General features: G+C 65.4%; 21 protein-coding genes and 1 other RNA gene. 15 read left to right on the top strand and 7 right to left on the bottom strand.

The features are described 5' to 3' along the window. Window positions 1-124 precede the first annotated feature (124 nt). The 10 genes from PMI15_RS05175 (at window position 125) to lepB (ending at window position 9,457) form a co-directional block, all read left to right on the top strand. Window positions 125-1,582, top strand: coding sequence for an aspartate ammonia-lyase (locus PMI15_RS05175; RefSeq protein ID WP_007864709.1), 1,458 nt, complete (start codon window positions 125-127; stop codon window positions 1,580-1,582). Window positions 1,583-1,808: 226 nt separating this feature from the next. Continuing rightward, the gene (locus PMI15_RS05180; RefSeq protein WP_007864712.1) at window positions 1,809-2,699 is read left to right on the top strand and encodes a transporter substrate-binding domain-containing protein; all 891 of its coding nucleotides are present in this window, start codon (window positions 1,809-1,811) and stop codon (window positions 2,697-2,699) included. Between the two features lie 104 nt (window positions 2,700-2,803). Continuing rightward, entirely contained in the window at window positions 2,804-3,526 is a 723-nt protein-coding gene (locus PMI15_RS05185) for an amino acid ABC transporter permease (protein ID WP_007864716.1), read from the top strand. Window position 3,527: 1 nt separating this feature from the next. Then, a complete protein-coding gene (locus PMI15_RS05190) occupies window positions 3,528-4,214 on the top strand; it encodes an amino acid ABC transporter permease (protein ID WP_007864719.1) in 687 nt (228 codons plus the stop codon). Window positions 4,215-4,266: 52 nt separating this feature from the next. Then, window positions 4,267-5,004, top strand: coding sequence for an amino acid ABC transporter ATP-binding protein (locus PMI15_RS05195; RefSeq protein ID WP_007864722.1), 738 nt, complete (start codon window positions 4,267-4,269; stop codon window positions 5,002-5,004). 137 nt (window positions 5,005-5,141) lie between these two features. Further along, window positions 5,142-6,203, top strand: coding sequence for a dihydroorotase (gene pyrC / locus PMI15_RS05200; RefSeq protein WP_007864725.1), 1,062 nt, complete (start codon window positions 5,142-5,144; stop codon window positions 6,201-6,203). Window positions 6,204-6,206: 3 nt separating this feature from the next. Next, window positions 6,207-6,989, top strand: coding sequence for an NYN domain-containing protein (locus PMI15_RS05205; protein ID WP_007864727.1), 783 nt, complete (start codon window positions 6,207-6,209; stop codon window positions 6,987-6,989). A gap of 5 nt (window positions 6,990-6,994) precedes the next feature. After that, entirely contained in the window at window positions 6,995-7,744 is a 750-nt protein-coding gene (locus PMI15_RS05210) for a DUF3025 domain-containing protein (RefSeq protein WP_007864730.1), read from the top strand. Between the two features lie 108 nt (window positions 7,745-7,852). Beyond that, entirely contained in the window at window positions 7,853-8,728 is an 876-nt protein-coding gene (htpX, locus tag PMI15_RS05215; protein ID WP_007864732.1) for a protease HtpX, read from the top strand. A 60-nt stretch (window positions 8,729-8,788) separates the two neighbouring features. Continuing rightward, the gene (gene lepB, locus PMI15_RS05220) at window positions 8,789-9,457 is read left to right on the top strand and encodes a signal peptidase I (protein ID WP_007864733.1); all 669 of its coding nucleotides are present in this window, start codon (window positions 8,789-8,791) and stop codon (window positions 9,455-9,457) included. 7 nt (window positions 9,458-9,464) lie between these two features. Here the strand turns inward: lepB and PMI15_RS05225 are convergent, their stop codons facing one another. From PMI15_RS05225 to PMI15_RS05235, 3 genes are read right to left on the bottom strand one after another with little or no spacing between them, the layout of a single operon-like run. Continuing rightward, window positions 9,465-10,154 (bottom strand): ProQ/FINO family protein, encoded by a 690-nt coding sequence (locus PMI15_RS05225; protein ID WP_007864735.1) that lies wholly within the window; start codon window positions 10,152-10,154, stop codon window positions 9,465-9,467. A gap of 41 nt (window positions 10,155-10,195) precedes the next feature. Continuing rightward, the gene (locus PMI15_RS05230; protein ID WP_007864739.1) at window positions 10,196-10,822 is read right to left on the bottom strand and encodes a flavin reductase family protein; all 627 of its coding nucleotides are present in this window, start codon (window positions 10,820-10,822) and stop codon (window positions 10,196-10,198) included. Next, entirely contained in the window at window positions 10,819-12,489 is a 1,671-nt protein-coding gene (locus PMI15_RS05235; RefSeq protein WP_007864742.1) for an NAD(P)/FAD-dependent oxidoreductase, read from the bottom strand. Before PMI15_RS05235 ends, PMI15_RS05230 begins: the two co-directional genes overlap by 4 nt. Before the next feature lie 84 nt (window positions 12,490-12,573). Here PMI15_RS05235 and rnpB point away from each other — a divergent pair. Continuing rightward, window positions 12,574-12,914, top strand: an RNA gene (rnpB, locus tag PMI15_RS23955) — RNase P RNA component class A. Here the strand turns inward: rnpB and PMI15_RS05240 are convergent. From PMI15_RS05240 to PMI15_RS05250, 3 genes are all read right to left on the bottom strand, one after another. Further along, window positions 12,909-13,418 carry a DUF2127 domain-containing protein gene (locus PMI15_RS05240; protein ID WP_007864745.1) on the bottom strand — a complete coding sequence of 170 codons (510 nt, stop codon included), beginning with the start codon at window positions 13,416-13,418 and terminating at the stop codon, window positions 12,909-12,911. The genes rnpB and PMI15_RS05240 overlap by 6 nt on opposite strands. Before the next feature lie 48 nt (window positions 13,419-13,466). After that, window positions 13,467-14,333 (bottom strand): basic amino acid ABC transporter substrate-binding protein, encoded by an 867-nt coding sequence (locus tag PMI15_RS05245; protein ID WP_007864748.1) that lies wholly within the window; start codon window positions 14,331-14,333, stop codon window positions 13,467-13,469. Between the two features lie 171 nt (window positions 14,334-14,504). Next, window positions 14,505-16,157 carry an MBL fold metallo-hydrolase gene (locus PMI15_RS05250; protein ID WP_007864749.1) on the bottom strand — a complete coding sequence of 551 codons (1,653 nt, stop codon included), beginning with the start codon at window positions 16,155-16,157 and terminating at the stop codon, window positions 14,505-14,507. A 56-nt stretch (window positions 16,158-16,213) separates the two neighbouring features. On the opposite strand from PMI15_RS05250, the gene dapF reads away from it, so the two are divergent. From dapF to PMI15_RS05265, 3 genes are all read left to right on the top strand, one after another. Further along, entirely contained in the window at window positions 16,214-17,092 is an 879-nt protein-coding gene (gene dapF / locus PMI15_RS05255) for a diaminopimelate epimerase (protein WP_036837557.1), read from the top strand. Window positions 17,093-17,173: 81 nt separating this feature from the next. Further along, entirely contained in the window at window positions 17,174-17,869 is a 696-nt protein-coding gene (locus PMI15_RS05260) for a DUF484 family protein (protein WP_007864754.1), read from the top strand. Window positions 17,870-17,880: 11 nt separating this feature from the next. Continuing rightward, window positions 17,881-18,957: a tyrosine recombinase XerC gene (locus tag PMI15_RS05265; protein ID WP_007864756.1), complete on the top strand. Its 1,077-nt coding sequence runs from the start codon at window positions 17,881-17,883 to the stop codon at window positions 18,955-18,957. A 7-nt stretch (window positions 18,958-18,964) separates the two neighbouring features. Here PMI15_RS05265 and PMI15_RS05270 read toward each other — a convergent pair whose 3' ends face one another. Then, window positions 18,965-20,743 carry a 7TM diverse intracellular signaling domain-containing protein gene (locus tag PMI15_RS05270; protein ID WP_238541076.1) on the bottom strand — a complete coding sequence of 593 codons (1,779 nt, stop codon included), beginning with the start codon at window positions 20,741-20,743 and terminating at the stop codon, window positions 18,965-18,967. A 186-nt stretch (window positions 20,744-20,929) separates the two neighbouring features. Between PMI15_RS05270 and PMI15_RS05275 the strand changes: the two genes are divergently transcribed. Beyond that, window positions 20,930-22,120, top strand: a complete 1,191-nt coding sequence (locus tag PMI15_RS05275) for a class I SAM-dependent rRNA methyltransferase (protein WP_007864762.1) — start codon at window positions 20,930-20,932, stop codon at window positions 22,118-22,120. Window positions 22,121-22,142: the final 22 nt, after the last annotated feature.

Genomic DNA, 22,142 nt, shown 5'->3' on the forward strand with positions numbered 1-22,142 from the left:
TACATACACTAGTAGTAACCCTAGGTGGTTATAAGAAAAATGCATGGAAGATCGTTGAAACAGCATTGGTGTTTTGAGACCCGCAAATTTACAGTTCGTGACGTTCAAAATTTGATGGTTGCCCGTGCCCCCAGACTCCTCCTTCACCCCGCTTGCCGAGCCCGCTCCCACCCCTGCGGCGGCCACGCGCACCGAGCACGACTTTCTCGGTGAAAAGCAGATCCCCCTAAGCGCCTACTGGGGCGTGCACACGGCCCGCGCGGTCGAAAACTTCCCCATCTCCGGCACCCGCATCTCGGCCATGCCCGACCTGATACGCGCGCTGGGCTTTGTCAAGAAGGCCGCCGCGCGCACCAACCAGCAGCTGGGCACGCTGGACGCCAGGCGGGCCGCCGCCATCATGAGCGCCTGTGAAAAGCTCATTGCCGGCCAGTACCACGACCAGTTCGTGGTCGACGTGATCCAGGGCGGCGCCGGCACGTCCACCAACATGAACGCCAACGAGGTCATCGCCAACCTCGCGCTCGAAAAGCTGGGCCTGGAAAAGGGCCGCTACGACGTGCTCCACCCCAATGACCACGTCAACGCCTCGCAAAGCACCAATGACGTCTATCCCACGGCGGTGCGCATCGCCCTGTGGTTTGCCATCGAGCGCCTGCTGGCCTCCATGGCCGTCCTGCGCGGCGGCTTCGAGGCCAAGGCGCATGAGTTCCGGGACGTGCTCAAGATCGGCCGCACCCAGTTGCAGGATGCCGTGCCCATGACGCTGGGCCAGGAGTTCCTCACCTATGCGGTGATGATTGGCGAGGACGAGGCCCGCCTGCGCGAAGCGCGCGCGCTGATCCAGGAAATCAACCTGGGCGCCACGGCCATAGGTACCGGCATCAATGCGCCGGCCGGCTACGCCGACATCGTCTGCCGCCATCTCGCCGAAGAGTGCGGCGTGCCGGTCGAAAAGGCCGCCAACCTGATCGAGGCCACGCAGGACACAGGCGCCTTCGTGCAGCTTTCCGGCGTGCTCAAGCGGGTCGCCACCAAGCTCAGCAAGATCTGCAACGACTTGCGCCTGCTCTCCAGCGGCCCGCAGGCCGGCTTCGGCGACATCCGGCTGCCGCCGCGCCAGGCGGGCTCGTCCATCATGCCCGGCAAGGTCAACCCGGTGATCCCCGAGGTCATGAACCAGGTCGCCTTCGAAGTGATCGGCAACGACATGACCGTGACCATGGCCTCCGAGGCCGGCCAGCTGCAGCTCAACGCCTTCGAGCCCATCATGGGATGGAGCCTTTTCAAGAGCATCGAACACCTGAGCCAGGCCTGCCTGACGCTGCAGACCCATTGCGTGGCCGGCATAGAGGCCAACCGCGAACTGCTGGCCAAACGCGTGCGCGAATCGGTGACCCTCGTCACGGCGCTCAATCCCCTCATCGGCTACGAAAAGGCCGCGCTTATTGCCAAGACGGCCATCGCCACAGGCGCGCCGATTGCCGAGATCGCGGAATCGCTGGGCATCATGACGCAGGCCGAGGTCGAGGCCCTGCTGGTGCCCGACAAACTCACGCAGCCCCTTCCGCTGGTCGCCTGACGGGCTGGCACAAAGACTGCTTGTATCTGCCGTATAGTTCCGGACTTCTTATGCGCGCACCACTTTGGAAAAACCCGGGAATCGCCGCTTCGCACGGTTTTACCGCCAGACACCGCCCGCGCAGTCCGCTTTCCCCCGTGTGAGAGGCCGGGTAAACCTAGGCCAGTCCCGGGTACCATCTCTCTAGAATAGTTCGCTAACCGTTTCATTCATTACAGGAGATTCCATGAAACTCAAGCTTGTCGCTCTGTCCGTCGCCTTGCTCGCCACCGGCGCCGCATTTGCCGACACCCTTTCCAAAGTCAAGGCTTCCGGCGTTGTCACCATGGGCGTTCGCGATTCCTCCGGCGCGCTGTCCTATACCCTGGGTGACGGCAAATACACCGGTTACCACGTCGAGATCTGCCAGCGCATCCTGGCCAACCTCGAGAAGGCCGCCGAACGCAAGCTGGAAGTCAAATACCAGCCCGTGACCTCGCAGAACCGCATCCCCCTCGTGCAAAACGGCACGGTCGACATCGAATGCGGCTCCACCACCAACAACGCGACCCGCCAGAAAGACGTGGCTTTCGTCGTGACCACCTTCGTCGAGGAAGTCCGCATCGCCGTGAAGGCCAACTCCGGCATCACCTCGGTGGCCCAGCTCAGCGGCAAGACCGTGGCGACCACCACCGGCACCACCTCCGTGCAGACGCTGCGCAAGAACAAGCGCGCCACCGGCGTCGAGTTCAAGGAAATCTTCGGCAAGGACCACTCCGACAGCTTCCTGCTGCTCGAGTCGGGCCGCGCCGATGCCTTCGTGATGGACGGCTCCATCCTGGCCGGCAACATCGCCACCGCCAAGAAGCCTTCGGACTTCAAGATCGTCGGTGAAGTGCTGAGCGTCGAGCCCATCGCCATCATGATCCGCAAGGACGACCCGTTGCTCAAGCGCCTGGCCGACGACACCGTCAAGGGCATGATCAAGTCGGGTGAAATGAACAAGCTGTGGACCAAGTGGTTCCTGTCGCCGATTCCTCCGAAGAACACCAAGGTTGGCCTGGCCCTGAGCGCCAGCACCAAGGCGGCTTGGGACAACCCGAACGACAAGCCCATGGAAGAATACGCACAGAAGTAATTCTGGCCAGGTAAGGAACAACCCCGCCGGTCGCCTTGCACTGGCGGGGTTTCCCGTTTACCGTCGCAGGGAAAACAACACAACAACCATTTGCTGGAGCCGTGATGACTTGGGATTGGCAGGTATTTTTGAATGATGACGGTAGCGGTCGAACCTACCTGCAGTGGATGTTTGATGCCTGGGGCTGGACACTGTCCGTCGCCGGCGCATCCTGGGTGATCGCCATGCTGTTTGGGGCGCTCATCGGCACGCTGCGCACTTTGCCCAACAGTCCCTGGCTTGTGCGTTTCGCCAATGCCTGGGTCGAGCTGTTTCGCAACGTTCCCCTGCTGGTCCAGATTTTCATCTGGTATTTCGTGGTTCCCAAGGTTTTCCCCGCCATGAAGGAGCTGCCCAGCTTCATCCTGGTGGTGTTTGCCCTGGGCTTTTTCACGTCGGCGCGTATTGCCGAGCAGGTCAGGGCGGGCGTGCAGGCGCTGCCGCGCGGCCAGCGTTACGCCGGCATGGCCATGGGTTTCACGACCCTGCAGACCTACCGCTACGTGATCCTGCCGATGGCTTTTCGCATCATCATTCCGCCGCTTACCAGCGAGTCGATGAACCTGTTGAAGAATTCCTCCGTGGCTTTCGCGGTGTCCATCGCGGAACTCACCATGTTCGCCATGCAGGCGCAGGAAGAAACCTCGCGCGGCATTGAAATCTACCTGGCGGTGACGGCGCTGTACGCCGTTTCGGCCTTCGCGGTCAACCGGGTCATGGCCTTTGTCGAGAAGCGGGTGCAAATCCCGGGCTTCGTCGTCGCCGGCTCAACAGGCGGAGGTCACTGACATGCTTGGACTCGACATGAGCTTCCTGAACTGGGACATGATCTCCCAGTTCGTCGTCAAGGGCTTTATTTTCAGCATTGAATTGACCGTGATCGCCACCATAGGCGGCATCATCTTCGGTACCGTGCTGGCCCTGATGCGCCTTTCCGGCAAAAAATTTCTGACCATCCCCGCGACCTTTTACGTCAACGGCATGCGCTCGATTCCGCTGGTCATGGTGATCCTGTGGTTCTTCCTGCTGGTACCGGCATCGTTTTACAGCCTGATTCCCGGCGGCAGCAACTACCGCGCCGAAATTTCGGCCATCATCACCTTCGTCGCTTTCGAGGCCGCTTATTTCAGCGAAATCATGCGCGCGGGCATACAGTCCATCTCGCGCGGCCAGGTCAACGCCGGGCGCGCCCTGGGCATGACTTACGCGCAGAACATGAAGCTGATCATCCTGCCGCAGGCCTTTCGCAACATGGTGCCCATCCTGCTGACGCAGACCATCATCCTGTTCCAGGACACCTCGCTGGTTTACGCGATCGGCGCTTACGACCTGCTCAAGGGTTTCAGCACCGCCGGCAAGATTTACGGCCGTCCTGAAGAGGCCTACCTGCTGGCCGCCGTGATTTATTTCGTGATCTGCTTCGGGCTGTCCTATATGGTCAAGCGCCTGAACAGCAGAATCGCCATCATTCGCTGAGACCGCGCTTCGTCAAGACACGCAAATCTCAAAGAGCACACTGGAGAAGAACATGATTGAGTTGAAAGAAGTTTCCAAATGGTACGGCGACGTGCAGGTTCTCAACAGCTGCACCACCAGCATCAAGAAGGGTGAAGTGGTTGTGGTCTGCGGGCCTTCGGGTTCGGGCAAGTCCACCCTGATCAAGACCATCAACGCGCTGGAACCCTTCCAGAAGGGCCAGATCTTCGTCGACGGCAAGGCCGTGCACGATCCCAAGACCGACCTGCCCAAGCTGCGCAGCCGCGTCGGCATGGTGTTCCAGAACTTCGAGCTGTTCCCGCACCTGAGCGTCACCGAAAACCTGACGCTGGCGCAGGTCAAGGTGCTGGGCCGCAAGGCCGACGAGGCCAAAAAACACGGCCTCAAGTACCTGGACCGCGTGGGCCTGATGGCGCACAAGGACAAATTCCCCGGCCAGCTCTCGGGCGGCCAGCAGCAGCGCGTGGCGATTGCCCGCGCGCTCAGCATGGACCCGATTGCCATGCTGTTTGACGAACCCACTTCCGCGCTGGACCCCGAAATGGTCGGCGAGGTGCTGGACTGCATGATGGGCCTGGCCGTCGAAGGCATGACCATGATGGTGGTGACCCATGAAATGGGTTTTGCCCGCAAGGTCGGCAGCCGCGTGATTTTCATGGACGTGGGCGGCAAGATCCTGGAAGACTGCTCCAAGGACGAGTTCTTCAACCATCCCGAAAACCGCAAGGCGCGCACCAAGGACTTCCTCAACAAGATCCTGTCCCACTGAAAAAGCACTGAGCGCGCTGAAAGATCACCGCAACTGCCAAAAAAGAAGAAAAAACCGAAAAAGCCCCGCATGCGGGGCTTTTTTCATGGCGCGCCTTGCCCGCTTTGGCGGCCCCGGGCGGTGCGACAATTCAGGCCATGACCTCCGCCACCCGCCCCCCTGTTTCAACCCTGACCCTGACCCGCCCCGACGACTGGCACCTGCATGTGCGCGACGGAGAGGCCTTGCTGACCGTGGTGCCGCACACTGCCGCGCAATTCGGCCGCGCCATCATCATGCCCAACCTGCGCCCGCCGGTGACCACCGCCGCCCAGGCCGTGGCCTACCGCGAGCGCATCCGGGCGGCCGTGCCGGCCGGAGTGAAGTTCGAGCCGCTGATGACGCTCTACCTCACCGACAACCTGCCGCCCGAGGAGGTTGCCCGCGCCAGGGATGCCGGCGTGGTTGCGGCCAAACTCTACCCGGCCGGCGCCACCACCAACAGCGACGCCGGCGTGACCGATCTGCGCAAGACCTACAAAACGCTGGAAGCCATGCAAAAAGCCGGCATGCTGCTGCTGGTGCACGGCGAGGTGACCTCGTCCGACATCGACCTGTTTGACCGCGAGGCCGTGTTCATAGATACCCAGCTGATCCCGCTGCGCCGCGACTTCCCCGAACTCAAGATCGTGTTCGAGCACATCACCACCCGGGAAGCGGCGCATTATGTGCGCGATGCGGGCCAGTTCACGGGGGCGACCGTCACGGCCCACCACCTGCTTTACAACCGCAACGCGATCTTCACCGGCGGCATACGCCCGCACTACTACTGCCTGCCGGTGCTCAAGCGCGAAACCCACCGCCTGGCGCTGGTCGAAGCCGCCACCAGCGGCAACCCGCGCTTCTTCCTGGGGACCGACAGCGCGCCGCATCCGGCCCACCTCAAGGAGCACGCCACCGGCTGCGCGGGCTGCTACACCGCCCATGCCGCGATGGAGCTGTATGCCGAGGCCTTCGACGCGGCGGGCGCGCTGGACAAGCTCGAGGCCTTCGCGAGTTTCAACGGCGCCGACTTCTACGGCCTGCCGCGCAACACCGGCAGCATTACGCTCAAGAAGGAGAGCTGGCACCCGCCCGAAAGCTATGCCTTCGGTGAAGCCGAACTCAAGCCCTTGCGCTCGGGGGAAAGCCTGCCCTGGAAACTGGATACCGGGAGCTGAACCATGGACCACAAGCCGCGCGTTGCCCTGCTCATAGACGCCGACAACTCGCCGGCGTCCAAAATCGACCTGATCCTCAATGAGCTGTCGACCTTCGGCGAAACCAACATCCGGCGCGCCTACGGCAACTGGAAAAAGAACGAACTCAAAGGCTGGGAAGAGGTGCTGCACGAGCACGCCATACGCCCCATGCAGCAGTTCGACTACACCAAGGGCAAGAACGCCAGCGACATGGCCATGGTGATTGACGCGCTGGAGCTGCTTTACACCGACCGGCCCGACGCTTTCGGCATCGTCTCCTCGGACGCCGATTTCACGCCGCTGGTCATGCACCTGCGCGCCAAGGGTGCGGCCGTCTACGGCTTCGGCGCGCAAAAAACGCCCGAGCCCTTCGTCAACGCCTGCTCCCGCTTCCTGTTCCTCGACAAGCTGCGCCCCATCGCGGTCACCGACGCTGCCGGCAGCGCCCATGGCGACCACAAGGACGACGGGGAAGCCGTCTCCGCCGCGCCCTTGCGGGCCACACCGGCGCAACTGCGCCAGGACGCCAAGCTGGTCATGCTGCTGCGCAACGCGGTGCAGGCCGCGGCCGACGACGAGGGCTGGGCGCGTGTGGGGGCGGTCGGCACGCAGATCGCCAACCAGGCCTCTTTCGACCACCGCAACTACGGCTATGCCACGCTGACCAAGCTGCTGGTGGCCACCCAGCTTTTCGACATCGCCGACGAAGGCAAGTCCACGGTCATGGTGCGCGACAGAAAGCAAGCCAAACCGGCGAAGGCCTGAGTCCCATGGCAAGCCCGGCACCCCTGCCCCCCATAGACTGGGAACGGCCCTGGTTGCAGGCCTGGCGTGAACCCGGCCAGCGCGCGGCCTGCGCGGTCACGGCGGGCGTTGCGCTGCACCAGGCGCTTAATGCTGTCCAGCCGGCGCCGGTGTGTTTCGCGCCCCAGTGCACCTTGCCCTCCGGCGAGGCCTATGAGAGTTTTATTGCCAGGACCCGTTTGTGCCCGACGCGCGAGGGCGCGCACGATTTTTTCAACGGCCTGTGCTGGATGCGCTTTCCGGACACCAAACGAAAACTCAACCAGCTGCAGGCCGCCGAGATCGACGCCGCGGGCATCGCGCCCGTGCGCGGCCCGGTGCGCGACGCCCTCACCGTGTTCGACGAAAACGCCGCCTTCCTGTCGGCGCCGCAGCTCCTGTGGGACGCGCTGCTCGCCCGCGACTGGGGCAGTCTCTTCATCACCCACAGGGCGCTGTGGCAGCAGGCCAGGCTGGTGCTGTTCGGCCATGCCCTGCTTGAAAAACTGCTGACCCCACGCAAAGCCATCACCGCCCACGTCTACCTGGCGCAGCCCCCCATGGGCACCCTCGCCGAACTGGACGCCTGGGTGGCGGCCGACCTCAGCGCGGCCAGGCTCGCCGCCAAGCCTTTTGTGCCTTTGCCGGTGCTGGGCGTGCCTGGCTGGTGGCCCGAGAACGAGAACTTTTCCTTTTATGATGACTCCCTTGTATTCCGACCGCCGCGGCTGTCATAAATAACAGATAAAAATCAGCGACTCAGGCACGGGCGCCGCTTGAACCGGACCCGCGGGCCCTCATATCCTGCGCAAGGCGGGCTTTTTTACCGACCCCACGGAGAACCCATGAAACGTATTTTCCTGTTTGTCCTGACCAATATTGCCGTTGTGGCGGTGCTGGGCATCGTCGCCAGCCTGCTGGGTGTGAACCGCTACCTCACGGCCAACGGCCTGAACCTGACGGCGCTGCTCGGCTTCGCGCTGGTCATGGGCTTTGGCGGCGCCATCATCTCGCTGCTGATCAGCAAGCCGGTCGCCAAATGGAGCGCCGGCGTGCGCCTCATCAACGAGCCGCAGAACGCCGATGAGGCCTGGATCGTCGAGACCGTGCGCAAGCTGGCCGACAAGGCCCAGATTGGCATGCCCGAAGTCGGCATTTTTGAAGGCGAGCCCAACGCCTTTGCCACCGGCGCCTTCAAGAACTCCTCGCTGGTGGCCGTGTCCACCGGCCTGCTGCAAGGCATGACCAAGGAAGAAGTCGAAGCCGTGCTGGGCCATGAGATCGCCCACGTCGCCAACGGCGACATGGTCACCATGACCCTGATCCAGGGCGTGATGAACACCTTTGTGGTCTTCCTCTCGCGCGTGATCGGCTACGCCGTGGACAGCTTTTTGCGCCGCGGCAGCGACAACAACTCCGGCCCCGGCATCGGCTACTACGTCAGCACCATCGTGCTCGACATCGTGCTGGGTTTTGCCGCCGCCATCGTCGTGGCCTGGTTCTCGCGCCAGCGCGAGTTCCGCGCCGACGCCGGCGCCGCGCAGCTGATGGGCCGGCGCCAGCCCATGATGAACGCTCTGGCCCGCCTGGGCGGCATGCAGCCCGGCGAGCTGCCCAAGGCCGTGGCGGCCATGGGCATCACCGGTAGCATAGGCAAGCTGTTTGCCACGCACCCGCCGATCGAAGAGCGCATCGCGGCCTTGCAAAACAGCCAGGCCTGACTATCAAATGAAAGGGCGCCCCGCACAGGGCGCCCTTTTTTTCTTCGCAGGAGTGAAAGCATGAAAAGCTGGATCAAACAGAATCGTGGTTTCCTGGTGGCGCTGCTGCTGTTGGGACTGTTCCGCACCGCGATCGCGGACTGGAACCCCATTCCCTCGGGGTCCATGCGACCCAATCTGCTTGAAGGCGACGTGGTCTTCGTCAACCGGCTGGCCTACAACGTCAAGATCCCGCTGACCGACACGGTGTTGGCGCGCACCGCCGACCCGCAGCGCGGCGACGTCGTCACTTTTTCATCCCCGGTGGACGGCGTGCGCCTGATCAAGCGGCTGGTGGCCGTGCCGGGCGACGTTGTGGAAATGCGCGCCAAGGTGCTCATCATCAACGGCCAGGCGGCACGCTATGAGGCGCTGGACACGGCGCTGGAGCCGGCGGGCCCGGTGGGCGTGCTGGTGGCCACGCACCTCAAGGAAACCACGGCCCAGGGGCAACATGAAATCCAGTGGCTGGCCGGCGTGAAAGCCAAGGACGACTGGGGCCCTATCACCATACCCCCCGACCAGTTCCTGATGCTGGGCGACAACCGCGACAACAGCGCCGACTCCCGCTACATAGGCCTGGTACCGCGCCAGTTGCTGATAGGCCGGGCCGAACGCATCCTGGTGTCGGCCGACATCCTTGAGAAATGGCAGCCCCGCTTCGAGCGCTTCGGCCGCTCGCTTTATTGACTGGGCCTTATTGAGGCTGTGCCGCGACGGCCTGCCGCGTGCGCTCCACGGCCTGGGCGACGTCAGCCGGGTTCATGCCGTACATCTCGGCAAACTGCTCCACGGTTTTGCCGCTGGCCTCAAAGGCGCGCATCAGGGCTTCGCGTTTGGCGGTCTGCACCGCGATCTCGGCAAAAGCCTCATCCAGCAGCGCATTGGCGGCCTCGTCCTGGGTGCGGGTGCGCTCGGCATACGCCTCGCGGCTCAGGCCCGAGGCCTCGATGGCGGCGACCAGGCGGGCGCGGACCTTGGGGCGCAAATCCTCCTTGGAGCGCGCCTGGCGGCGCCGGAACACCTCCATGATGGCATGGTGCACATGCTCGGGCGCCACCGGCTCCACGGGCTCGCCCTGCAGGTTGTGGCGCGGAAGGCCGGCCGCCACGCATTCGAGGTAGCGGGTGGAACGCGCGTGCAGGCCTAGCGCGACCTTGAGTTCGTCGCGTTTGAAGGTGTCCGGGTTCTCGGCCAGCAGGTCCTGAAAGGCGCCCAGCTTGAGCGGCAGGAACTGCGCGCCGAACATTTTCGGATAGAGCTCGAACAGCTTTTCCAGCACCGGATGCACTTCGCGCGTGCGCTGCGACGGCGTGGCGGCCGGCCGCGAACGCTGCTGGGTGCGGGGGCGCTTGGCGCGCGGGGTGGGTGTGGTGGTATCGGTCATGGGGGTGGGGTGAAAAGGTGGAATGCCGGGTGTTCAGACCACTAGCGCGGCCTGAACATCCGAAAGAGGTTGTCGGGGGTGACGGCGAAATAATCGGCCGGCCCGCCGCCGCGAAGAATGGGCTGGGCGGCCGCCGTGTCGTAAATGCCGTCCTTGAGCAGATGCCTTGCAATGTACACGCCGACGACTTCGCCCAGGACCAGCCAGGTGGGCACGGGCACGCCGTCGGCGCCCTGCAACTGCAGGATCTGGGTCAATTTGCACTCGAAGGACACCGGGCTTTCCAGCACGCGCGGCGCAGCGATGCGTTGTGAGGCTGTGGGCGTGAGGCCGGCCAGCTCAAATTCATTGACTTCGGGCGGCACCATCGCGCAGGACTGGTTCATGGCCTCGGCCAGCGGCCGGGTCGCCAGGTTCCAGCCGAACTCGCCGGTCTCGCGGATGTTGTGCAGGCTGTCCTTGGCGCCGATGCTGGCAAAACCGATGATGGGCGGCGTGTAGTTGAAGGCGTTGAAAAAACTGTAGGGCGCCAGGTTGAGCTGTCCCTTGGAGTCCCGCGAGGAAATCCAGCCTATGGGCCGCGGCCCCACCATGGCGTTGAAGGGGTCGTGCGGCAGGCCGTGGCCTTTGGCGGGCTCGTAATAGTGAAAATCGTCGTTGGACATCATGCGGCCATCCGCTGGCGTTCGTTATCCTGGAGCACGTTGCGCGCCAGCGCCTCGGCGACCTTGATGCCGTCCACGCCGGCCGACAGGATGCCGCCCGCGTAGCTGGCGCCTTCGCCGGCCGGGTAGAGGCCGCGCACGTTGAGGCTTTGCAGGTCTTCGCCGCGGCTGATGCGGATCGGCGAAGAGGTGCGTGTTTCCACGCCGGTCAGCACCGCGTCGTGGGTGTCAAAGCCCTTGATCTTTTTGCCGAACATCGGAAAAGCCTCGCGCATGGCGGTGATCGCATAGTCGGGCAGCGCCGACGACAGATCGCCCAGGGTCACGCCCGGCTTGTACGACGGCGTGATGCTGCCCAGCGCGGTCGAGGGGCGGCCGGCCAGGAAGTCGCCGACCAGTTGCCCCGGGGCGCGGTAGTCGCCGCCGCCCAGCACAAAGGCGTGGGATTCGAGCCGGCGCTGCAGCGCGATGCCGGCCAGCGCGTCGCCGGCTTCAAAGCCGGGGTAGTCGCGCGGGTCTATGCCGACCACGATACCGGCGTTGGCGTTGCGCTCGTTGCGCGAGTACTGGCTCATGCCGTTGGTCACCACGCGGCCGGGCTCCGAGGTCGCGGCCACCACCGTGCCGCCCGGGCACATGCAAAAGCTGTAGACCGAGCGGCCGTTGCTCGCGTGATGCACCAGCTTGTATTCGGCCGCGCCCAGCGAGGGGTGGCCGGCATGGCGGCCCCAGCGCGCGCGGTCGATGATGCCCTGCGGGTGTTCGACCCGAAAGCCGATGGAAAAGGGCTTGGCCTCGATGTACACGCCGCGCGCATACAGCATGGCGAAGGTGTCGCGCGAGCTGTGGCCCAGCGCCATCACCACCTGGTCGGCGCGCATCTCGTGGCTCTGGCCCGTGGCCTGGTCCAGCACCGTGAGGCCTCGCAACTGCCTGCCCTCGGGGCCGTCCTCGATCAGCACGTCGGTCACGCGCTGCTCGAAGCGGATCTCGCCGCCCAGCGCGACGATCTGCGCGCGCATGTTTTCGACCACCTTCACCAGCTTGAAAGTGCCTATGTGCGGATGCGCCTCGAACAGGATGTCGGCAGGCGCGCCGGCTTTGACGAACTCGTTCATCACCTTGCGGCCCAGGTGGCGCGGGTCCTTGATCTGGCTGTAGAGCTTGCCGTCGGAAAAAGTGCCGGCGCCGCCTTCGCCGAACTGCACATTGGACTCCGGGTTGAGCACGTTCTTGCGCCACAGGCCCCAGGTGTCGCGGGTGCGCTGGCGCACCGTCTTGCCGCGCTCCAGCACGATGGGCTTGAAACCCATTTGCGCCAGCAGTAGCGCAGCGAACATGCCGCAGGGGCCGAAACCGACGACGACCGGACGCAGCGGCAGGCCGGCGGGCGCCTGGCCGACGGTGCGATAAGCCATGTCGGGTGTGGGCAGGATGTGCGGGTTGCCGGCGAATTGGGCGAGCAGGGCGCTTTCGCGGCCGGCATCGACCAGCGTGACGTCAACGATGTAAACCTTGAGCAGGTCGGCCTTGCGCGCGTCAAAGCTGCGTTTGTGGATGTGGACGTTCTGCAGCTCGGCCGCGGCGATGCCCAGGGTCTGGGCCACCAGGGCGGGCAGGGCATCTTCCGCGTGCTCCAGCGGAAGTTTGAGTTCGGTCAGGCGAATCATGGCAAGGGGCTCGTGTTGATCAAGCAACTTGTATTTTAAGGTGCGGCTCGCAGCGGCGAGGCACTGGCGGATAATAGGCCCCGTGAAGCACGCCAGACCGCCGCTGGTGCAATCTGGGAAACCAGGCACTGGAGGAACGTCCGGACTGCACAGGACAGCGTAGGAGGTAACACCTCTCCACCGTGAGGTGAGGATCAGAGCAACAGAGACGAGTCGGCCTTGGGGTAACCCCGGACCGGGTGAAACGGGCAATCTCTACGCGCAGCAATACCAAGTAGGCCAGCGTTGATGTGGTTCCGCAGAGCTGGCGGGTAGGTAGCATTGAGCCGTGGGGGCGACCCCCGGCCCAGATTAATGGCGGTCACGCCGGGCTTTCTCCAAGGGGGCCCGGTGCACAGAATCCGGCTTATCGGCGGGCTTCACACTTTATTCGCGGGTTTGCCCCGGCGGGCCCATAGCTGGAACGCCAGGAAAGCCACCACGCCCACATTGAGCAGCAACACACCGGTATTGATGGCGCCGGGCCGGTGCGCCAGGTGGGCCAGCTCCAGCGGGATGTAAAGCGCTCCCGACAGCGCGCCCAGCCATTCGGCCCAGGTTTTTTCCTTCCACAGTCCCCAGGCTTCCAGGAAGCGTACGGCGATGTAAGCCAGCGCCAGCGGCGCAAGCGTGCGCAGGTCGATGGCGCCCAGCAGGTCGGCATAGTGCAGCAGGAGTGTGGGGTAGTGCCGGGCCGGATCGAGGTGAAAGCGCCACAGCAACGCGACGGCCAGCCGGTGGATGTCGTGGTGCAGCAGCTCCAGCAGGCCTATGCCGGCCGCCAGCGCGGCCAGGCCTTTGGCGGCCTCAAAAACGGCAATGGCGCGCAGGGCACGCCTGCGGCCGGCGGGTGTGGCGCCGGCGAGCGGAATCGTCTTGTCGGGAGTCATGCAGGCGCCGCGCAGGGATGAAACCGGCGGCGCCTGAGGCGAGTGGCCTTATTTCGAGGCTGCTGCTGCGGGTGCCTTGGCGGCTGTGGCGCTCGGTGCGCCGAAGTACTGGGTGTAGATCTTGTCGTAGGTGCCGTCGGTCTTGATGTCGGCCAGGCCCTTGTTGAGTTTTTCCAGCAGTTCGGTGTTGCCCTTCTTGACGGCCAGGCCATACTGCTCGGCGACGAAGCTGGCGTCGGTGACGGTTTTGAAGTTCGCGCCGCTGTTGTTGTTGACGTAGTGCACCACCACGCCATTGTCGGCCACCACGGCGTCCACGCCGCCGGCTTCGAGCTCTTTCAGTGCCAGCGGCGTCGACTCAAAACGCTTGATGTTGGCGCTGTCCTTGCCTTGCAGCTTGGACACCACTTCATCACCCGTGGTGCCGTTCTGCACGCCGACCTTGAGTTTTTTCAGGTCGTTGAACTTGGCGATCTTCGAGTCCTTTTTCACGGCGATCAGCTGCTGTGCGTCGAAGTAAGGCGTCGAGAAATCCATGGTCTGCTTGCGCTCGGCCGTGATGGTGATAGACGACACCAGCAGGTCGCGGTCGCCCTGGGCGAGGGTGTTGAAGATGCCTTCCCACGGCGTGTTCACGAATTTCACTTCGATGCCGGCCTTTTGCGCCACGGCCTTGACGACCTCGATGTCGAAACCGACGATTTCGCCTTTTTCGTTCTGCGATTCAAAGGGTGCGTAAGCGGCATCGGTGCCCACCAGGTAGACCTTGGCGGCCGGCGCGGGCGCGGAGGCTGCGGGCGCCGATGCGCCGGCGGCGGGCGCTGGGGGTTCCTGCTTGCCGCAGGCTGCCAGAACCAGGCCGGCCAGCAGAATGCCGGCGCTTTGAAGGAAATGTCGGGTCGAAATGGAAGACATGAAAACCTCGCTGAGTATTGAGATATGTGAGTTCAGAATCCCGCGGAAAGGCGGGCTGGTGGCCCGGTTCCCGGCAGGTATGAGAAAAAAAGTATAAACCGTGACCGCCAAAAGCCAAGCAATTGGTGTGCCTGAGGCGACTGGCAGGCTTGCGCTAGCGGGCGCGCAGCTCTACAGATTGGCAAAACCCTGCGACTCAATGCGTTCCACATGCGCGAGCAGCGAGCGTTTGGCCACCGGCCAGATGCGCGGGTCCACGTCGTCGTAGGCGGCCGCGACCCAGTCGTCCATCGTGCCGTCCGGTTTGGCCCGCATCACGCCGATGATCTTGGCCTCGCGCTTGAGGCGGTGCGCCTTGAGCTGGGCAATCGCGGTTTTGGCCGCGCCTATCACATAACCGTGCGCCGGGGCGATGAATTCGATCCGGTGTTCGTCGCAGGCCGCGCTGAGCGCATCCAGCGACTCGAGGTAGGCGTTCATGTCGCCGTCCGGCGGGTCGATCACGGTAGTGCTGCCGTTGAGGATGTGGTCGCCGCTGAACAGCAGGCCGTCTTCCTCCAGCACCAGACAGACATGGTTGGCTGCATGGCCGGGCGTATGAAGCGCCTTCAGCGTGTGGGTGGTGGTTTCGCCGTCCGGCCCTTGTCCTGAAAGCGTGAGGCGTTCCCGGTGCTGCAGCGCCCGGTCCGGCGTGAAGGTGCTGGCGCTGCGCGCGGTGGGCGCCGAAGGCAGGCCCAGGATGGGCGGCGCCGTCCGGCACAGGGCCTGCAGCGGTTTGGCCCCGGGGGAATGGTCGGGGTGCGAGTGCGTGCAGACAATCATGCGGATATCGCCGCCGGCCGCCTGCCAGAGGCGCTGCAGGTGTTCCTGGTCGGCCGGGCCCGGGTCGATCACGATGTAGCCGCTGCCCGCGTCGCCGACGAGGTAGCTGTTGGTGCCCGGCCCGGTCATCACACCCGGGTTGGGGGCGGTCAGGCGGCTCACATTGCGCAGCAGCGCCACGGGCTGCGCGCTTTGCCAGTCCAGCGTGTGCACGATTTGCCCGTCGGGACAGGTCAGCGCGAGTTCGCCATAGGGCGCTTCGTGCTCCATATAGCGTGCCTCCCTGCCGCCCAGCAGCCCGGCGCGCGGGCAGGAGGTCCACAGCGGGGTTTCAGATGCGCAGGCGGCCAGCACCGCGTCGACGTCGGCATAGTGCCGCAGCTTTTCCAGTGTGCGTATGGTGGGGAAGATGATGAAAAAATCGCCCGCCGCGTGCCGCGCCAATGCCTCGGCCGGCCGCACCCAGACCGGCTCGAACTGCTCGGCCTCGTCGGCCACCGGGCTCTGGCCCTCGGGCATGCGCGCCACCAGGAAGGGCACGTCAAAACGTCGCGGCAGGTCGCGGTCGGTGATCCAGTGCGCCAGCACAAAGACCTCGTCGCCCGCCAGCGTGAGGCCGCGCTCGCGGCATTGCGCGGCGAACGGCGCCTTGCGGTCCAGCGAGGCGATGTCGGCCGTGGTCGCATGGCTGCCATCCGCATGGCGCGCCAGCAGCACGCCGAGTTCCTCAAAACTTTCACGGATCGCGGCGATGGCCTGGGTCAGATGCAGATCGCCTTGCGTGGCCCGCCGCGTGGACTGGGCGTGCGCCTGCGCATCCGCCGCGTCGATGCCGCCGCCGGGGAACACATACGCGCCCGGCGCGAAGCTGGCCGTCATGGAGCGGCGCGTCATCAGTACCTCGATGCCTTGCGTCGTGTCGCGCAGCAGCAGGACGGTGGCGGCCGGACGTAGCGGGGCGGGGTCGCGGTGGGGGTGGAGTTGTTGGGAAGGGCGGGGCATTTTTGGATTATGGCTTTGGGGCCAGCCGGATAGAAAGAACCACAGATAATCCCCTGATGCGAATCCGATTCACCAAAATGCAAGGCGCGGGCAACGATTTCGTCATGCTCGACGAAACCCGGGGCCCGTTGGGCCTGAGCACCGCCCAGTACCGTTTCCTCGCCGACCGCCATTTCGGCGTGGGCGCCGACCAGATCCTCACGGTGCGGCCTTCGCCCGCGGAAGGTATTGATTTCGAGTACGTGATCCACAACGCCGACGGCGGCGAGGTGGAGCAATGCGGCAATGGCGCGCGTTGTTTTGTGCGTTTTGTGCGCGAGCGGGGGCTGACGAGCAAGGACGTCGTGAGGGTCAAGACCCTGAGCGGCATCATCGAGCCGCGCATGCAGGCCGATGGGCGCGTCACGGTCGACATGGGCGCGCCGGTATTTGAGCCGGCGCGTATCCCGTTTGATGCGGCCGGCCTTGAGTCCGTACCCGAGGGGTCGTGGGAGAAATGGCCGCTGGCACTTCCGGGGCAGGCACAGGCGACGCCCCTTTTCATAGGCGCACTGTCCATGGGCAATCCGCATGCGGTGCAACTGGTGGATGAGGTCGATACCGCGCCGGTGCTGCAAACCGGCCCGCTGATCGAAAACCATGCGCGCTTTCCGCGCCGCGTGAACGCCGGCTTCATGCAAGTGGTCTCGCGCGGGCAGATCCGCCTGCGCGTCTACGAGCGCGGCGTGGGCGAGACGCTGGCCTGCGGCACGGGCGCCTGCGCGGCGGTGGCGGCCGGCATACGCTGGGGCCTGCTGGACGCGCGGGTGGACGTGGCGACGCGCGGCGGCCGGCTCACCATCGAATGGACCGGCAAGCTGGATGCGCCGGTCATGATGACCGGGCCGGCTACGACGGTGTTTGAATCCGAGATCAACATTCCCGACGGGATCTGAAAACCGCCTTTCGACGAAAGCGGATGTAACGCGGGCAAAGGATGCCTTTGCGCCCGCCACAAAACTGAGGACAATGCCGAGATGAACCCAACCGAACATCCCATCACCGAAGACGACATCGCCAATTTCCTGGCCAACACGCCCGACTTCTTTGAGCGCCATGCCGAGTTGCTGGCTTCGGTGCAGCTGTCCAGCGGCCACGGCAACCGCGCGGTCAGCCTGCAGGAGCGCCAGGCGCTCATGCTGCGCGAAAAAATCAAGGGCCTGGAAACACGCATGGTCGAGATGATCCGCCACGGCCAGGACAACGTCGGCATCGCCGACAAGATGCAGCGCTGGACGCGCAAGCTGCTGCAGGCGGCGCAGGCGCGCGACCTGCCGGGCGCCGTGGTCGAGGGCATCACCACCGAGTTCCTGATCCCGCAGGCCGCGATCAAGGTCTGGGACGTGAACGGTATTTTTTCGGACGAAAGTTTCGCCACCGGCGTGAGCGAGGACGCCAAGGCCTTTGCCTCCTCGCTGGGCGCGCCTTATTGCGGCGTCAATTCGGGCTTTGAAGCCGCCGGCTGGCTGCCCGAGCCCGCGGTGGCGCTGTCGATGGCGATGATCCCGCTGCGCGCCGCCCCGGGTGCGGACGCCTCGGGCCTGCTGGTGCTGGCCTCGCCCGACCCCGAACGCTTTCACAGCGGCATGGGCACCGACTTCCTCGAGCGCCTGGGCGAGCTCGCCAGCGCGGCGCTGACGCGCCTGCGGCCCCAGCCGGTGGCCGCCGAATAAACACCACGGCCATGGCGCAGGCATCCCCTCCCGCGCCGGACATTGCGCCCGAAGCCGGCGGCCCGGTGCCGCCCTCGCACCCGCTGGTCGAGCGCTACCTCGAGCATGTGCGCGTGGAAAAACGCCTGGCTTCGCGCACCGTGGAGCTGTATGCGCTGGACCTGCAAAAACTCGAGGCCAACGCCGGCCAGGCCGGCGTGGCGCTGACCGAGGTGCAAAACATCCACATGCGGCGCTGGGTGGCGCAGATGCACGGCGCCGGGCGCAGCGGCCGCGGCATCGCGCTCATCCTCTCGGGTTGGCGCGGGTTTTACACCTGGCTGGGCCGCGAGGGCCTGATCAAGGGCAACCCGGTGCAGGACGTGCGCGCCCCCAAGGCCGCCAAGCCCCTGCCCAAGGCGCTGAGCGTGGACGAGGCCGTGCAACTGGCCGCCTATAACGCCGACGCCGCTGAAGGCGACCCGGTGCTGGCGCTGCGCGACCAGTGCATCACCGAGCTGCTGTACGGCTGCGGGCTGCGCATCGCCGAACTCGTGGGGCTGGACGTGCGGGCCAGTGCCCAGGCGCGCGGCTGGATAGACCTAGATGCGGCCGAGGCCCATGTGCTGGGCAAGGGTTCCAAGCGGCGCAGCGTGCCGGTGGGCCATGCGGCTTTGCTGGTGCTGCGGCAGTGGCTGGCGGCGCGCAGCGGCTGGGCGCGTGAGGACAATGCCCTGTTCATCAACCAGCGCGGCACGCGCCTGACGCCGCAGCACATACGCGTGCGCCTGAAGCAGCGCTCGCTGAAGGCCGGGCTGGCCACGCCGGTACACCCGCACATGCTGCGCCATTCCTTCGCCAGCCACGTGCTGCAGTCCAGCGGCGACCTGCGCGCGGTGCAGGAATTGCTGGGCCACGCCAACATCACGACCACGCAGGTCTACACGCGGCTGGATTTCCAGCACCTGGCCAAGGTGTACGACGCGGCCCATCCGCGGGCGGTGTCCAGGGCCGGCACGGGCTTGCCGGCGCCGGCGCTGCCTGTTGAAGCCGGCCATGCCCCGAACGCGGTCCCAAAAGCCGCGGGCCCGGCCAAGGGCAAAACCTGAGCGGGATTCAGGCTGCCTTGGGCCGGTCGCGACGCACCGGCCGCAGGGGCTGCGGCTCTCCGAGCATGAACACCGCGCGCTTGCCTTCGGCGGGCGCGGAGGCCAGGCGTTCTTCGAGCTGCGTCAGCAGGCCCTGCGCATTGGAGCCCTGGTAGGGCACCAGCGCATAGGCCACGTGCACCTGCGCCACGCAGTCCACATGCAGGCCCTTGTAGGGCATCAGGCAGCGCGCCACGATGCGCGGGCCCAGCGTGCCGGCGTCTTCGGCGTTGAACGGGCCCTCCACCAGCATGCCGAAGCGCCGCTCCGACAGCCGCGCGGCGCTGTCGATTTCGCGCGCGGTGGACAACAGGCGCTCGGCCACACGCAGCGGCAGCTCGTCGGCCGCCTTGCGCCCGAAGTCGCGCTGGATTTGCTCGGAGTTGACCAGGTCGATGATCATCACCGCGCTCTGGTGGCGCAGCCGTTCGGAGCGCGCGATCATGCGGATCAGGCGTTCGGCGAACACATGGCCGTTGATCAGGCCGGTGGCCGGGTCCACCCGGTCCAGGCCCTGGATGCGGCGTATGTTTTCGCGGCGCTGCTGGCTGCGCAGCATCAGCACCAGCATGACGATGGGCAGGTGCAGCGCCACGCCCAGCTGCATCCCGTGCTGGGTCAGAAAGCCTATGGGCACCAGTTCGGCGTTGCGCGCCATGGTCCAGCCGGCGGCGACCAGCACGGGCACATAGGCCAGCATCAGCCAGGGCGCGAAGCGGTCGCCGCGCCGCCAGGCCCAGCCCATGACCAGCATGCCGCTGAACTGCAGGATCAGCATGATGGGGATGAACACGTCCATGCGGGAGGCGGCTGGCAGCAGCGCCAGCAGCACCGCCACCAGTGCGCCCAGCGCGGCCTGGCCCACCATCAGCCAGTGCAGGCGCGGCGAGCGTTCGGGCAGGGCCACGGCCGCGGAAATGAAGAGCAGCGTGGCCGAGACCGTCAGCATGGGCAGCACCGAGGTCGCGACGTCGCTCCAGCCGGGCCAGGCCGGCCACAGGTGCAGGCCGGCGATGCCGGTGACGGTGGCCTGGGTCAGCGCCAGCAAGGTCACACACAAGGCATAAAAGCCGTAGGCGGTGTCGCGCAGCGACACGGCGCCCAGCGCCGAGATCAGCGCGGCCAGGCCGGCCAGGCCGAAGAAAATGCCCAGGATCAGCGAGACGCGCTGCTCGGAGTAGCTGAGCCGCCCTTCGCTGATGAACTGCAGCGGCGCGCTGAAGGCATGGCCGTTTTCCAGGCGCAGCAGGTAATTGGAGGGGGTTTCGGCCGACAGCGCGATGGGCAGCAGCGGGTGGCGGTGCGGCACCGGCCATGTGTTGACCGCCACGAGGTCGCCGGCACGCTGCTCGTTCCACTGGCCGGCACCGTCCAGCGTGTACAGCGACGCCCGATCTATGGACGGGTAGGGCACCTCGAGGTACCAGCGCTCGCTGTCGGGCGCGGGCGGCACGTTGAAGCGCACCCACATCGAGGAACCGCTGGTGACCGGGTAGATCGCGTCGGCGCGCGTCGGCTTCCAGGGGATGTCGGGCGTGGCGGCGACCTGCTCGGGCGTGAACTTGCCGGTGGTGTCTATCCAGTAGTCGCCCCAGTCCTGCAGCGCCACCGGCTGTATCTGGGCGTCCAGGTCCAGCACCGTGCGCGAGCGGGCGTCCAGGCTGGTGAGCGCCAGCAGCGAACCCATCAGCAGGCTTATCGCCAAGCCCAGCAACAGGGTGCGTATGGCCGCGGGCCTGCGAACCACCGCGCCCGTCAATGGCCTGGTTTTCTTTAGTCGCAGGAAAAAGTAATCAAAAATCATTAATTTACGATTGTCGCAAACTTTCTGGAAAGTGACCGCCACGAGTTTAGAGGGCTGTCTCGGTGGCTGTTTGTGCGAGGGATGGCGCGGTCGGGCAGGGTTTGTACGACCTGCCGCGACAATAGCACCATGAAAACAATTCGATTGCGGGATGGCAAGGAGCGCTCCCTGTTGCGGCGCCACCCCTGGATTTTTGACGGCGCCATCGCCAAGGGCGGCGGCGATGCCGGCGAAACGGTGCGGGTGGAAAGCCACGGCGGCCAGTTCCTGGGCTGGGCGGCTTTCAGCCCGGCCTCCAAGATCCGCGCGCGGGTCTGGAGTTTTGACGAGGCCCAGCGCATAGACGCGGCTTTTTTCGCGGCCCGCATCGCCCAGGCCCTGAAGGCCAGGGAGCTGTTCGATATCCAGAGCGACGGCCGGCGCCTGGTCCACGGCGAATCCGACGGCCTGCCGGGCCTGGTGGTGGACCGCTACGGCGACACCCTGGTGGCCCAGTTTTCCAGTTGCGGCGCCGAAAAATGGAAAAGCGTGATCGTCGACGCCTTGCTGGCGCAGACCGGGCTGACCCGTCTTTATGAGCGTTCCGACGCGAGTTCCCGTGCGCTGGAAGGCCTGCCGGAAGTCACCGGCTGGCTCAAAGGCTCGGGCGACACCGGCATCACCATCACCGAACATGGCTGGAAACTCAGCCTGGACATCGCCGAAGGCCACAAAACCGGCTTTTACCTGGACCAGCGCGACAGCCGGCAGAAGTTCGCCGCCTACACGCGGCGGTTGCAGTTCGGCCAGGTCCTCAACTGTTACTGCTATACCGGCGGCTTCACCGTGGCCGCGCTGGCCGGCGGCGCCGGGCACGTCACCTCCATCGATTCGTCGGCTCCGGCGATTGAGCGGGCCCGGGCCAATGTGGCGCTCAACGGCTTTGACGCCGGCCGCACCACCTTGCTCGACGCCGACGTGAACGCCTCGCTGCGCCAGTATCAGAAGGAGGGCCGGACCTTCGACGCCATCGTGCTGGATCCGCCCAAGTTCGCGCCGACCGTGACGCACGCCGAACGCGCCGCCCGCGCCTACAAGGACATAAACCGCCTGGCGCTGTCCATCCTGTCGCCGGGCGGCGTGCTGTTCACCTATTCATGCTCGGGCGGCATCAGCGCCGACCTGTTCCACAAGATCGTGGCCTCGGCCGGCATCGATGCCGGTGTGGACGCCTTCATCTCCGAGCGCATGGGGGGTGCCCCCGACCACCCCATGACGGTGGCCTTCCCGGAAGGCGAATACCTCAAGGGGCTGGTGTTGGTCAAACGGGTAGGGGGCTGACGGGCAGGCCGGGGCTTGACAG

Source organism: Polaromonas sp. CF318 (genome assembly GCF_000282655.1).
Lineage (GTDB): Bacteria > Pseudomonadota > Gammaproteobacteria > Burkholderiales > Burkholderiaceae_C > Polaromonas.